Annotated in this window: 9 protein-coding genes; 4 read left to right on the top strand and 5 right to left on the bottom strand. The window is 74.4% G+C overall.

Going from position 1 to position 13,585, the window contains the following annotated elements; all coding sequences use genetic code 11:
- The gene (locus tag ACWCPN_RS12785; RefSeq protein ID WP_451204798.1) at positions 1-795 is read right to left on the bottom strand and encodes a L,D-transpeptidase family protein; all 795 of its coding nucleotides are present in this window, start codon (positions 793-795) and stop codon (positions 1-3) included.
- 256 nt (positions 796-1,051) lie between these two features.
- On the opposite strand from ACWCPN_RS12785, the gene ACWCPN_RS12790 reads away from it, so the two are divergent.
- From ACWCPN_RS12790 to ACWCPN_RS12800, 3 genes are all read left to right on the top strand, one after another.
- Positions 1,052-2,245: a carboxylate-amine ligase gene (locus ACWCPN_RS12790; RefSeq protein ID WP_451204800.1), complete on the top strand. Its 1,194-nt coding sequence runs from the start codon at positions 1,052-1,054 to the stop codon at positions 2,243-2,245.
- Positions 2,246-2,496: 251 nt separating this feature from the next.
- Positions 2,497-4,281, top strand: a complete 1,785-nt coding sequence (locus ACWCPN_RS12795) for an N-acetylglutaminylglutamine amidotransferase (RefSeq protein ID WP_451204801.1) — start codon at positions 2,497-2,499, stop codon at positions 4,279-4,281.
- Positions 4,254-6,563, top strand: coding sequence for a prolyl oligopeptidase family serine peptidase (locus ACWCPN_RS12800; RefSeq protein ID WP_451204803.1), 2,310 nt, complete (start codon positions 4,254-4,256; stop codon positions 6,561-6,563). The genes ACWCPN_RS12795 and ACWCPN_RS12800 overlap by 28 nt, the downstream gene beginning before the upstream one ends.
- Positions 6,564-6,600: 37 nt before the next feature.
- On the opposite strand, the gene ACWCPN_RS12805 is transcribed toward ACWCPN_RS12800, so the two are convergent.
- The 4 genes from ACWCPN_RS12805 to ACWCPN_RS12820 form a co-directional block, all read right to left on the bottom strand.
- Positions 6,601-7,029, bottom strand: coding sequence for a hypothetical protein (locus ACWCPN_RS12805; protein WP_451204804.1), 429 nt, complete (start codon positions 7,027-7,029; stop codon positions 6,601-6,603).
- Between the two features lie 143 nt (positions 7,030-7,172).
- Positions 7,173-8,519, bottom strand: coding sequence for an MFS transporter (locus ACWCPN_RS12810; protein WP_451204806.1), 1,347 nt, complete (start codon positions 8,517-8,519; stop codon positions 7,173-7,175).
- A gap of 8 nt (positions 8,520-8,527) precedes the next feature.
- On the bottom strand, positions 8,528-10,540 hold the full coding sequence (locus ACWCPN_RS12815) for a PEP/pyruvate-binding domain-containing protein (protein WP_451204808.1): 2,013 nt from the start codon (positions 10,538-10,540) through the stop codon (positions 8,528-8,530).
- Complete coding sequence (locus ACWCPN_RS12820; protein ID WP_451204810.1) at positions 10,537-11,910, bottom strand: ATP-grasp domain-containing protein; 1,374 nt, start codon at positions 11,908-11,910, stop codon at positions 10,537-10,539. The genes ACWCPN_RS12815 and ACWCPN_RS12820 overlap by 4 nt, the downstream gene beginning before the upstream one ends.
- A gap of 334 nt (positions 11,911-12,244) precedes the next feature.
- Here ACWCPN_RS12820 and ACWCPN_RS12825 point away from each other — a divergent pair, with 334 nt between their 5' ends.
- On the top strand, positions 12,245-13,531 hold the full coding sequence (locus ACWCPN_RS12825; RefSeq protein WP_451204812.1) for a helix-turn-helix transcriptional regulator: 1,287 nt from the start codon (positions 12,245-12,247) through the stop codon (positions 13,529-13,531).
- The last annotated feature ends 54 nt before the right edge of the window (positions 13,532-13,585 follow it).

Raw genomic sequence — 13,585 nt, forward strand, 5'->3', positions numbered from 1 at the left:
TCAGGACATGAGGCGCTCCCGGTCCCCCATCACGACCACGGGGTGGTCGCCGGGATCAAGGGTCCGCAGCAGGGTCCGCATGCCGGACTCCGGGACCGTGACACAGGCGGAGGTTCCGTCCCCGTGGTCCAGGTGCAGCCAGATGCCGCCGCCCTTCTCCACCCCGTCGGGCCGGGACCAGTCGTAGGGCGGGGCGCCCACCAGCCGGTTGTAGTTGATGGCGATGACGTAGTCGAAGTCGTGGGCGTGTGCCTCGTCATCGGTGATCGTGGAGGCGAAGGCATGGTCGTCGTGCCAGTACGGCAGGCGGCTGCCGGGGTTGCCGAGCGTGCCGCCCGCGTCGGTCAGGCCGAACACGCCGACCGGAGTGCGCTCGTCGTCCATGCGGTGGTCCGTGGTCCAGCCCAGCCTGCCGTTGTGCGCGGGCCAGGCCGCCGTCCGCTCCCAGCCCGCGGCCCCCCTCTCGTAGAGCACGAGGAGGCTGTCGGGCGAGTCGCGGCGATCGCCGTAGACGACCACGACCTGGCGGGACGCGGCCGGCACCTGCTGCCACATCCGGTCCCCGACCCCCGGGAGGCGCGAGCCCACGGACGCCGGGGGAGAGGGCGACATCGCCGGGTTGTTCGTGCCCGGCGCGCCGCCCGGGCTCGACGGCTCACCGGTGCCGCAGGCGTCCGTCGCTCCCAGCAGCAGACCGCAGGCGAGGGCCGCGCATATGGCGTGCCGCGCACCGCCGTGCCGCAGCCGCCGAGCGGTGGACCCCGGGACGGACCCGGTAACAGTGGATTTCCGCATGATCAGGATCCTCGGGCGCGGGAACCCCGCACGCATCCACACACGGCATCCGGCCTAACCCGGCCGACCCGACGCCCGCTTCGGACCGATGGGCGCGCCATACACGTGTGCGCTCACATGTGAAACACGAGAGTCAGATGTGCAGGACGAGTTGATTGACACCGACTGATCAGGGAACCCGGGCCGCGTCAACCGGCCGGTGCGGACTGCCACGTCAGCGCACCGGCGGCTGTGGTCCACTCGCAGGGGAGAAGTCGTGACACCACGCCTCGGAGCGGAAGAAGAGTTCCATGTACTGGACGTGGAGAGCGGCCGACTCGTCCCACGCGCCGCTGAACTGATAGGGCGTCTCGCCAGACCGGGCTTCACCACCGAGCTGCAACGGTCGGTGGTGGAGAGCAACAGCGGCGTACACGGCACGCTCGAGGAGCTGTACACCGACCTCTCCTCGACCCGGCTGCGGCTGGAGTCGGCGGCCGCCGGCCTCGGCCTCGCCGTCGTGGCCGCGGGCACCGTGCCGCTCGCCCGTGTGCGCCCCCTGGACGTCACCGCCGACGCCCGCTACGAGCGGATGGTCGACGACTACCGGATGGTCGCCGACGAACAGCTCATCTGCAGCGCGCAGATCCACGTCGACGTCCCCGACCGGGACACCGCAGTCCGCGCCATGTGCCTGGTCTCGCCCTGGCTGCCGCCGCTGCTCGCCCTGTCGGGCAGCTCGCCGTACTGGCTGGGGTCCGACACCGGGTACGCGAGCTGGCGGACCATGCTGTGGCAGCGGTGGCCGACCGCCGGACCGGCCGGCTGCCACCGGGACGCCGCCGACTACGACAGCTCGCTCGAGGAACTGATCCGCTCGGGCGTCATCAGCGACGCCGGCATGGTCTACCACGACGTCAGGCCGTCGGCCCATCAGCGCACGCTCGAACTGCGCATCTGCGACGCCTGCCCGCGGGTGGAGACCGTCGTACTCGTCGCGGGCCTCTTCCGGGCCCTGGTCCGCGACGCCTGCGAGCGCCTGGCACAGGCGGACGGCCCCCTGTGCGACGGCCGCCACGACTGGCTGCGCGCCGCCTCCTGGCGGGCCGCGCGGTCCGGTCTGGAGGGCCAGCTCGTCGATCCCGCAAGCCGCAGCGCGGCGCCCGCCGGAACGGTGCTGCGCGGCATGCGGGCCCGGCTGCGTCCGGCGCTGGAGGCGTCCGGCGACTGGGACACCGTGCACGCGCTCATGGAGGAGGCACTGGCCCTCGGGAGCGCCGCGCACCGGCTGCGCCGCGTCGCCCGGACCGGAGGCCTGCTCGCCGGCGTCGACATGCTGACGGCCGAGACCCGCGGCGAGCGCCCGGCGGGCCGTCCGTCGGCGCGGCCGGCCCGGCCCACCGCGTGGTGGGACCCCGTCGGAGCACCCGTCCCCGGCCACGGCACCGCCGCGCCGGTCCGGAGCGCCTGAGCCCGCCCGGTCTGCGGCGGCCCCGGGCACCCAGCCCCACGAGCCGCTCCGGAGCCCCGGCCGACCAGGACGCCCCATCCGTCGATCTAGGAGAGTCACGTCCCCATGCACACCTCGCCGCATCCCCCGGCCCCCGAACACCACCGACCCGGGCGTGCCGCGCCCACGCGCCCGCCCGGGGCGCGGCACGGGCGGGGCGCGAGCCCCCCGGAGCCCGCTCGGAGCACGGGCGGGGGACGGAGGACCAGCTGATGTGCGGACTCAGTGGAGAGATACGTCTCGACGGGGAGCGGCCGGACGTCGCCGCCGTGGAGCGGATGACCGACCGGCTCGCGTCCCGCGGCCCCGACGGCCGCGGTGTGTGGTCCCAGGGGGCCGTCGCGCTCGGCCACCGCCGCCTGAAGATCATCGACCTCTCCGAGGACGGCGCGCAGCCCATGACCGACCCGCGCTCCAGGATCGCGGGCGTCTTCAACGGCTGCGTCTACAACTACCGTGAGCTGCGCGACGAACTGCGGGCGCTCGGCCACCAGTTCTTCTCCGACTCCGACACCGAGGTCGTGCTCAAGGCCTACCGTCAGTGGGGCACCGACTGCGTCCGGCACTTCCACGGCATGTTCGCCTTCGCGCTCGTCGAGCTGGACAGCGGGCGGCTCGTACTGGGCCGGGACCGGATGGGCGTCAAGCCCCTCTACCTGACGCGGACCGCCGACCGGCTGCGCTTCGCCTCCTCGCTGCCCGCCCTCCTGGCGGGCGGCGGCGTCGACACCTCCCTGGACCCCGTCGCGCTGCACCAGTACTTCAGCTGGCACGCCACCGTGACCGCGCCCCGCACCGTCCTCAACGGCGTGCAGAAGCTCCCCCCGGCCACGGTGCGCGTCATCGAGCCCGACGGGACCCAGCACGACCACCGCTACTGGCAGCCGTCGCACACCCGCCGGCCCGAGTTCGCCGCCCTGGACGCCGAGGACTGGACGGACGCCGTGCTGGACGCGCTCCGCACCGCCGTGCGCCGCCGGATGGTGGCCGACGTCCCGGTCGGCGTCCTGCTGTCCGGCGGGCTGGACTCCAGCCTCATCGTCGCCCTGCTGGCCGAGCAGGGGCAGCACGATCTCGCGACCTTCAGCGTCGGGTTCGAGGCCGAGGGCGGCGAGGAGGGGGACGAGTTCCACTACTCCGACCTGGTCGCCCGGCACTTCGACACCGCGCACCGCCAGCTCCTGGTGGCGTCGGACCGCATCCCGGGGGCGCTGGAGTCGGCGGTGCTCGCGATGAGCGAACCGATGATGAGCCATGACGTGGTCGCCTTCCACCTGCTGTCCGAGCAGGTCGCCAAGGAGGTGAAGGTCGTCCAGAGCGGCCAGGGCGCCGACGAGGTGTTCGCGGGCTACCACTGGTACCCGGCGATGTCCGGCGTGCCCCGGCGGCAGGCCGCCGAGGCGTACATCGACACCTACTTCGACCGGTCCCACGGCGAGCTCGCCCGCATCCTGGAGCCCGGCATGCTGGCCGGGCGGGACGTCTCCGCCGAGTTCGTGCGCGCCCACATGGCGGCCGAGGGCGCGGAGACCGCGCTGGACGCAGACCTCCGGCTGGACACCCAGGTGATGATGGTCGACGATCCGGTCAAGCGCGTGGACAACATGACGATGGACTGGGGTCTGGAGGCCCGCGTCCCGTTCCTCGACCACGAGCTGGTCGAACTGGCCGCCGCCTGTCCGCCCGGGCTGAAGCTCGCCGACGGCGGCAAGGGGATCCTCAAGGCCGCCGGGCGCAGAGTCCTCCCGGCGGAGGTCGTCGACCGGCCCAAGGGCTACTTCCCGGTCCCGGCGATCAAGCACATGGCGGGTCCGGTGCTGCAACGGGTCCGCGAGGCCCTCACCGCGCCGGAGGCGAAGGAGCGCGGCGTCTTCCGCCAGGAGTACGTCGCGGAACTGCTCGAAGCACCCAACGCGCACCGCACCAGGCGAGGAGCGAACACACTGTGGCAGGTAGCGCTGCTGGAGACATGGCTGCAGACGCACGGAATCCGCTGACCGCGACCGGCCCGGACACGTGGGTGCCGGCGCCGCCGGGCGCGGGCACCGCCACGGCGACCGGGCCCCGCGGCGGTGGACGGCGGCCCGCGGGGGCACCTCCGGCGGACTCCCCGAGCATGCTCACGGGCGCCGACGCCGAGCCGGCCGGGGGCGGCACGGCGGCGGCCCGTCCGGCGCCGGAGCCGGTGCTCCTCACCGACGCCGCCGCCGCGCACGACGTACCGCAGCGGCTGACCGCGCACGGCTGCTGGTACCCCTCCGTCGACCCCGGCGGCCGCCACGTCGCCTTCATCTGCGACCGGACCGGGGTGCCGCAACTGTGGACCGGCCCGGTGGACGGCGAGGAGGCACGGCTGCTGGACGCCGACCCGGACCCGGTCACCGAGGTCTCGTGGTCGCCGGACGGGCGCTGGATCGCCTACACCACGGCCCCCGGCGGCGGCGAACTCACCCGGGTCCTGTGCGTGCGCCCCGACGGCACCGGGCGCCGGCTGCTGGCCGGCGGCGAGCCCGGCGCCTCCGCCTACCTGGGCTGCTGGACGCACGACGGCTCGGCGATCGCCGTGACGCTCACCGAACCCGCGCCCGCCGGCCGGAGCCGGCCCGGCCCCGACGGACCCCTGGCGGACCTTCCGGAACCCGCCCACACCGGCGGCTGGGCCGGCCGCGACGGCCGCGCGGTGCTGCTGGGCGGACCGCCGCTCGGCGCCCCGCAGGGAGGGGACGTGACCGTGCTCCGGGGGCCCGGCGCGTCGCCCGCGCGCGAACCCGGCCCCAGGGCGCTGGCGGCCTATCTCGTGGACCCCGAGGGCGCGACCGCGCCGGTGCTGGTGGCGAGCGAGGCGGGGGCACCGACCCTCCGCGTCTGCGGGCTCAGCCGGGACGGCAGGTTCGCCCTGCTGCGCCGGGGTCCGCGCGGCCGGCGCGAGGCGCTCGTGGTCCGCCGCCGGGACCGGGCCGTCACCTGTGCCGTCCGCGCCGCCGACGGCGATCCGTGGATCGGGGGCTTCGCCCCGGACGGCCGCACCCTGTGGCTGCGCAGCGACAGCGACCGCGAGTTCGCGGCGCTCCTCGCGGTGCGGCTGGGCCGGCAGGGACAGCGGCTGGCGCAGTGGCCGGTCGCCGCGCGCCCCGACTGCGACCTGGAGCTGCTCAGTCTGCACCGGGACGGGCGGCACGCCGTGCTGTCCTGGAACGTGCGCGGGGTCAGCGAGCTGGAGGTCACCGAACTGCCCGCGACCGCCCCCGACGGGGACGGCCCGGCCCCCCTGCGAGGCTCCGCCCCGCCATCGGCCGGGACCTCCCGCGGCATCCCGCTGCCCCACGAGGTGGTCACCCGGCTCGCGCCCGCCCCCGACCCGGACGGCCCCGTCGTGGCCCTGTCGGGATCACGGCGCCGTCCCGGCGTGTGGTGGCTGCCCCACGCCTCGGCCCTGCGCACCCCCTGGTCCTCGCGCGACGAGGACGCGGTCCCCGACGCCGGCCACGCACCCGTGCAGCCGTTTCCGGTCCGCCCCGTCGCCCGGGACGGGCTGGCCCTCGGCGGCTGGTACTACAGGGCGCCCGGCCGCTCCCCGGGCGAGGCGGCCCCCTGCGTGCTGCACCTGCACGGCGGTCCCGAGGAGCAGGAGCGCCCCGTCCTGCAGACCCTCTACCACGAGCTGCTCGGCCGCGGACTCGACGTCTTCGCCCCCGACGTGCGCGGCTCGTCCGGATACGGCCGTTCGTTCGTGGACGCGGACCTCGGCACCAGCCGGTTCGCCGCGATCGAGGACGTCGCCGCCTGCGCGGCCCACGTCGTCGTGGCGGGCCTGGCGGATCCGCAGCGTCTGGCGGTGATGGGCCGCTCCTACGGCGGTTATCTGACGATGGCGTCCCTCGTCTGGCATCCGGAGCTCTTCCGCACCGGCGTGGCGGTCTGCGGGATGTCCGACCTCACCACGTTCTTCGCCGGCACCGAACCGTGGATCGCCGAGTCGGCCGCCCACAAGTACGGGCACCCCGAACGCGACCACGAACTGCTGCGGTCCCTCTCCCCGATGAGCCGTGTCGACGCCCTGCGCGTGCCGGTGCTCGCCGTGCACGGGGAGCACGACACCAACGTGCCGGTGGGGGAGTCACGGCAGTTCGTGCGGGCGGCACGGGAACGAGGTCTGGAGGCCGAGGTCCTGATGCTTCGTCAGGAAGGACACGACTTCCGCCGGGCCGACAACCGGCGCCTCTTCCGCAGGACCGCCGCCGACTGGATCCAGCGGCACCTGACGAGCCGGCCCGCCTGAGCCGCCCCGCCGCAAAGACCCCCGTCGTGCCGCCCGCTCACGCGATCGACGGGTCGTGCTCCTCCCGCACGGACCAGGAGGCGAGGACGATCACCACTCCGGAGAGCACCCCGCCCGAACCGGCGGCCAGCCGGGTGAGCACCAGCGGGGTCAGCAGGAGAAGGACGGCGCCCGTCGTACGGCCCGCCTGACGCGCGGGAAGGGGCAGCCGGCGGGGCGGCGGCGGCACTCCCGGCGCCGACGGCACCTGCCGCGGCGCCGACGGCACGTCCGGGTCGAGCCTGGGCGCCGCGCGGCCGGCGAGCGCCCATCCGCCGGCCGTGACCAGGGCCGCACCGAGGGCCGAGAGGATGTCCCAGCGCGGCGCGGGCGCGTCGTAGCGCAGGAAGACCAGGGACAGTGCCTCGGCCGCGCACGCCAGGGCGGCGCCGCCGAGGGCTCGGGTGATCAGGGTGGAGCGTCGCATGGGCGTCCTTCACCGAACGGGGAGCCGGGGTGGGGGGGGGCACCGTCTCGCGAGGCCGGACTGGCACGGGCGCGCACCAGTTTCCTACCTGATCGGCAACCGAGTAAAGGAATGGCCGGCCGGCTTCCGGTGCCGCGCCCGGCTCAGGGGCGGGGCGCGGCACCCTCGTCGACGGGCAGCGCCACCGGCTCCTCCGCGGGCGGTGCGGTTCGCGCGCCGGGCGCACCTGCCTTGCCCGGGCGGTCACTTCGCGTGTGCGCGCGGCGCAGCGCCAGCAGGAGCACCGGCATCAGCACGCAGGTGACCGCGGCGCTGTGCCAGAGCAGCGCGTCGAGCCGGCCCGCCGCCAGATAGGCGCCCGCGGCGACGGCGGCGAGCGCGCACACGCCACGGTCCACGATGCTCTCCACCGACAGCAGGGTGGCCCTCGGCGCGTCCGCCGGGATGGCGTCGTTGACGAGTTTGCGCTGCACCGGATAGACGAACCCGGTGATCGCGGCGAACGCGCACAACAACGCCACCACGGCCCAGGGCCCGCCGACGGCCGTGCCCGCGAGCGTCCCGGCGAGCGCCACGCTCAGCAGGGAGACCCACACCACCGGCGGCAGCCGGCGGCCCAGCCACTGGGGACGGGCCGAGGTCACCGCCTCCGCGACCGTCATCGCCGCGAGCACCCCGCCGTGCGCGTTCTCCCCGATGCCGTGTTCCAGGAGCACCGGCTGGAACAGGTTGACCTGGCAGATCCGGGACAGCGTGAACACGGCCACGCCCTGCACCATGAGCAGGGCCAGCCACGGTGACGACCGCAGGGCGCGCAGGGCCGCCCGCGTGTCGCGCAGGAGGCTCCCGTCGCGACGCGCCCGGGCACCCGGGCGTACCGGCCCGCCCCCCGGTGCGGCGAGCCGCGGCAGGGCGAGCGCGCAGCCGAGGGAACCGGCCGCGCTCGCGGCACTGAGCACGTAAGGGGTCTGCGGCGCCAGCATCATCAGGGGGCCGACCAGCGGCCAGCACACCACCTTGGCGGCGAGACCGAGGGCCCGGGCCGTGCCCTCGGCCCGCAGATAGTGGGCCTGCGCCCCCTCGGCCCGCAGCCCGTCGTACAGATAGGCGCTGGCCGCGCCGGACGTCAGCGAACGCCCGGCGGCGATGGCGAGGAAGTGCACCAGGAAGCCCGGGTACGACGGGGACAGGACCGGCGCCAGGTTGGCCGCCGTCATGACCACCGCGCCGGCACTCAGGCAGTTGCGGGCGCCGATGCGGTCGGCGACGACCCCGGTCGGTATCTCGAAGAGACAGAAGGCGATGTAGTAGATGCTCTGGATGCCGAAGATCTGGTCGTCGGACAGGCCCGCGTCCCGCTGGTAGGCGTAGAAGACGGGCATCCACCAGAGCAGGTTGAACAGGAGCTGGAACCCGTTGTTCAGGCGGATGACGCGCCGCGCGGCCGGACTCGGGAGCGGCGCCGGTGGGGTGGACCGCAGGATCGGCATTCCGGGCCTCACCGGGAGTAGGGGCGGACCTGGACCAGGCGGAACGCCCCCTCGGTGGTCATGAGCCACTCGATGTCCAGGGCGCCGTCGGGGTCGTCCGCGCCGAAGTGGGACTGCAACAGCCGCCCGGCCAGGGCCAGTCGGGCCAGCGCGGCGCGTGTCGCGGCCGGCAGGTCCTCGCCCGACGAACCGACGTCGACCGTGCGTCCGCCGCCCTCCACGGTGTTGTAGAGGTACTGCTGCGGCAGGATCGTGCCGTCGACCACCCGCTCGGGCGAGCCCGGCGCGCAGTTGATGTACACGTTGCGGAAGTCCTCGCGGCGGGTCGGATTGCAGGTCACCAGCACACCCCCGAGGCCGGCCGGCACGTACTCCTGGACGATCACCCCCATGTAGGTGTCGTCCAGCGGGATGCCGGCCTGGTGCCGCAGACGCACACTGCGCGGCGACACCAGCGACGCCCACACCTGCCGCACGGCGTCCATGAGCTGGTCCGTGCCGCGTACGGTGGTGACCGAGTCGTAGATCCCGGCGGCCGAGAACCCCGGCAGATCCTCGGCGTTGGAGGAGGAACGCACCACCAGACGGCGTCCGTCGGCCGACAGCGGCGCCACCGACGCGGTGATCGCGCGTTCCACCTCGTCGGGCATCGGCGTGGTGCGCGTCAGCTGCTGGAGGCTGAGCGCCAGGGAGTCGATCACGTCGAACGCCTCCAGTTCGAGCGCCATCTTCAGCTTGCCGATGCCCTGTTGCAGCGCGGGCGACGAGGTCAGGAAGAGGTGGTGCAGCCGGAACGGCAGCGCCACGCCCTCGGGTGCGCGGACCGTCTCCGCCACCCGTGCCGCCGCCGCGGCCCGCAGCCGCTCCGGTGACGCGCCGGGCTCGCCGAGCCGGGCGGCCAGATGACCGAGCAGGTCGGGCCGGGGCGGACGCGGACGCGCGTAGAACGCGGTCAGGTCCGCGGTGCGGCTGTCCAGGACGTGGTGCAGTTCCCCGAGGCTCGCCGCCTTGGTGCCGTAACTGTCCCGGTCGGCGCCGCGCAGCCGGTGCAGCGCGAGGACCGGGGCGTCCTCCAGGAACGGCGCCTCGAGACGGATCCGCTGCTGGTGCCAGGCGGGCCTGGTCAGGGCCGGTGCGCGGGACAGCCGTTCCAGGGTGACGGCGTCCTCCTGGGCGCGGTAGCGCACCCACGCGCCGTCGAGCCCGTCGCGCCGCACGACGTCGTCGAGGTCGCGGACGATCGCGTTCGGGATGCCCCAGCCCGAGGCGAGGACGTTGGTGTGGGAGAGCGGCGTGATGGGGGCCGTGTTGATGATCCCCGCGACGCGCGGCACGTCGTCGGGCGGACAGGGCATCGCGACGATGTCCGACCAGCCCAGCTCCCCGGCCGCGCTCTCGTACTCCGCCGTCGTGCGGAAGTAGCGCAGCCTGCCGCGCGCCTCGCCCGGGTTGAGGCAGGTACGGGTCCGGTTGCCGAACAGCTCGTGGCTGAGGATGCGCGGTACCCGCGTCTCGCTGACGTGGGACAGCTCGTGCTCCTGCCCGTGGTTGGCGGGCTTCAGCAGCAGCGGCAGACGTCCGTCCACCCGGCCGCGCACATAGCTGTAGAACTCCTCCAGCAGCGCGCCGTGCATGGTGTCCGCCTCGGTCGTCTCCAGCACCAGGAAGGGCCGTTCGGCGCCGTCGGCCTCCTCGTCGGTGTGCAGGGACAGCACGCCCAGCAGGAACCGCCGCTCGGGGTCCGTGTAGACGGAGGCGTTGAACGCGTCCAGGTCCGCGTCGAGCTGGTCCAGCGTCAGGCCGAGGACACGGGTCGCGATGTAGTTGACGTGGAAGGGGTGGACCCGGGTGTCCAGCAGGTGCCAGGTGTCCTCGGACCGGTCCACCACCACCTTCAGGTAGGGATGCCCGGCCAGCACCCCGGACAGGGTGCGGAACAGCGGCAGCGAGAGGTTGGCCCCGACCACCGTCCGGTCGCCGGCCGCGTCGGGCACGTCCGTGGAGTCCAGTGCGAGGGTCATGCCCGCACCCCCTCGCCGGCGTGCGCGGGCAGGATGCGCGGCAGGGCGTCCACCAGCGCGGTGAGGTCGCGGACCACCGACTGCGGCCGGTCGGCCGACAACAGGCACAGCCCCGCCATGGTGTTGGCGCCGGCGGCCGGGTCGTAGACGGGTACGGGGGTGCCCTGCGGCAGGGAGTTCTCGTGGACGACGGACAGCGAGCTGCCCACGCCGATCGGCGCGCCGCGCAGCACCGCCGCCGGGTCCCACAGATGGCGCCGCTCCCAAGGAGCGCCGTCACCGTCCACCGCGAGGACCACCAGGGAACCGGCCGCGCCGTCGGCGTCCTCGCCGGTCAGGGTCCGCGCCGGCCACTCGGGGGCGCGGCCGAGCAGCTGGTCGGTGAACAGGCCCACCAGGTCGAGCCCGAAGACCTCCTCGATCTGCGGCACCGTCATCGCGCCGCCGAACCGCGCCGCCGTCTCGATGACCCACATCCGGCCGTCCGAGCCCAGCTTGATCTCCGTGTGGGTCCCGCAGTTCTCCAGGTCCAGGGCCTCGACGGCCTGCCGGGCCAGTGCCACGATCCGGTCCTGCGCGTCACCGCCGAGCGCCGCCGGGGTGATGCCGGCGCGCTCCGTGAACGGTGCCACCGTCGGCATCCGCCCGCTCACGCACACCGGGCGGAACACGCCGTCCACGACCACGCCCTCGACACTGACGTAGTCACCCCAGCCCGAGCCGTCGAACCACTCGCCGGCACAGCCGCTGACGATCTCCTCGACGATGAAGTCCTCGCCGGCGCCCGCCACATGGAGCTCCGCGAACCCCAGCAGCGCCGACTCCGTCATCACCGCCCGCGACCGCCGCCAGGCCTCCCGCGCCTGTTCGGGCGCCTCGATGATCTGGTGCGCCGTCGAACCGGCGCTCCAGGCGGCCTTCAGCAGCAGGGGGTACGACAACTCGGCCGCCGCGGCGTCCAGTTCGGCGGCGTTCGTGACCGAGCGGAACCTCGGCTGAGGTATCCCGCGGCGCTCCCACGCCGCGCGCATCAGCCGCTTGTCGCGGGCCAGCGCCGCGGCGGGTCCCGCGCCACGCAGCCCGAGCCGCCGGGACGCCTCGGCGACCGCGACCACCGCGTACTCGGAGAACGTGACCACCGCGTCCGCGCCGACCTCGCGCGCCCGTCCGGCGATCAGGCCGACGAGGTCGGCACCGGGAAGATCCTCGATCGTGACGACCGACTCGCACAGTCCGCCGGCGTCCGCCGCCACGGCGGACGGCAGCTCGCTGAGCGCCAGCAGGTGCACCGCGGCCCTCGCGGCCACCCGCGACAGGGCGTGCCCCACCGGGGGGCCGCCCTTGGCATGCACGTACAGCACCCTGCTCACGAATACCCAACTCCTCTGATAGCGCTGTCGGTTGAGGCGCGTCACGCGCCAAGTGCGTACGGCGGGACCGCGGCTGCGCCGTACGCGCCCGCCGTCTCACCGCCTCCTTCAAGCGAACCAGTCGCGTGCCCCGCCCGAGGGCCCGTGATACGCGAAGGGCTCAGGCAAATGCCCTACTGCCGAGGGCGTTCCACGTCCTGCGCGGGGCCGGTGATGCGCTACGTCCGCCGCCCCGGAAGCGCCGCTTCCGGCCACCCCGCATGTCCGCCGGGCTACGGGAAACGCATGATGTGTTACGCAAAGTAATGTAGTAGACGGTTGAAGGAGTTGGGCCGTGGACGAAGCCGATTTCAAGGCGCTGCTCGAGACCCTTCCGGTGTCCTGGTGGGAAGCCGACGGCGGACTGACCGTCGTGGACAGCGGAGGCGGCGCGTTCGACGACGAGCACACCGCCCGGCGCTTCCTGGAAGCCCTCTGCGCCGACCGCGGCGGCACACCCTTCCCCTCCGGCGCCGGCCCGTACCAGACGTCCTTCGAGGGCCGGACCTTCGACGTGAACTGGCCGGCCCGCAGCAGGGGCCCGGAGCGGCACGCCAGCAGGGGAGTTGCGGTGGAGGTGGGCGGCCGCGCCGAGGGAAACCCGTACGCCTCGTTCGCCGAACTCACCCCGGCCGCGGCCTTCGTACGCGACGCGGGCGGCCGCTACCTGTGGGCCAACCACGCCTACGCCCACCTGTACGGCACCACGCGCGACGCGGTGATCGGCCGTCACCTCGCCGACGTCGACGAACCCGACGACGCCGAACGGTTCCTCGCCCTGGACCGCGAGACCCTCTCCTGCGGCACCCCCGTCCGGCACACCCTCACCTACCGGCGCTCCGACGGATCACCCGGCCACGCCGCCGGGTACCGCTTCCCCGTCCGCTGGGGCGCCGCGCGCTGCGTGGCGGGCATCTACGTCGACGTCACCGAGCACGCCCGGGCACTGGACCAACGGCACCGGGCCGAGGCGGACTTACGCGCTCTGCGCGACCACAGCGGCCTGCCCTGCGTGCGCCTGTCCGCGGACGGACTCGTGGAGGAGGCCGGCACGGCGGTCGCCGAACTCCTGCGCGTCCGCCTCTCCGACCTCATCGGCCGGCCCGCCGACTCGCTGCTCGCGGAGACCCCCGAACGCACCGGCCTGCACCGGATCTGGCACGACCTCGTCGGCGGCCGGCGCCGCAGCGCGCGTGCCTGCGCCGTGCTCGTCGACGCGGACAACCGGCAGCGCCGGGCCCTGATCCAGTTGACCGCCGTGGACCGCGTCCCGGGGCGGGCGGCCGGTGTCTGGGCCGTCCTCGCGCACCTGGGCCTGCCCCACGAGGCACGGTCACCCCTGACCGCCGCCCAGGTCCGCATACTCGCCCTGCTGGCCGCCGGGCGCAGCAACGCGGAGATCGCCAGGGCCCTGCACCTCTCCCGGCAGACCGTCGACTACCACCTCAGCCGCCTGCGCGAGATCCTGGACGCCGCCACCCGCCCGGCCCTGGTGGCGCGCGCCTACGTGCTCGGCATCCTCTCCCCCCAGGCCTGGCCCCCGAGGTCCGCCACGGCGGCGCACCCCCTGAGCCCGGTCTGAGCGGCCCCTTTCGGGCCCGGGTTCCCCGTGCCCCCGGGACCACCGGCCGGCCGC

The organism is Streptomyces sp. NPDC002386 (assembly GCF_053593175.1).

Bases quoted from the DNA above. Each gene is read 5' to 3' on its own strand.
- ACWCPN_RS12785 (WP_451204798.1), bottom strand. From the start codon at position 795: ATGCGGAAATCCACTGTTACCGGGTCCGTCCCGGGGTCCACCGCTCGG.
- ACWCPN_RS12805 (WP_451204804.1), bottom strand. From the start codon at position 7,029: ATGCGACGCTCCACCCTGATCACCCGAGCCCTCGGCGGCGCCGCCCTG.
- ACWCPN_RS12815 (WP_451204808.1), bottom strand. From the start codon at position 10,540: ATGACCCTCGCACTGGACTCCACGGACGTGCCCGACGCGGCCGGCGAC.
- ACWCPN_RS12810 (WP_451204806.1), bottom strand. From the start codon at position 8,519: ATGCCGATCCTGCGGTCCACCCCACCGGCGCCGCTCCCGAGTCCGGCC.
- ACWCPN_RS12800 (WP_451204803.1), top strand. From the start codon at position 4,254: ATGGCTGCAGACGCACGGAATCCGCTGACCGCGACCGGCCCGGACACG.
- ACWCPN_RS12795 (WP_451204801.1), top strand. From the start codon at position 2,497: ATGTGCGGACTCAGTGGAGAGATACGTCTCGACGGGGAGCGGCCGGAC.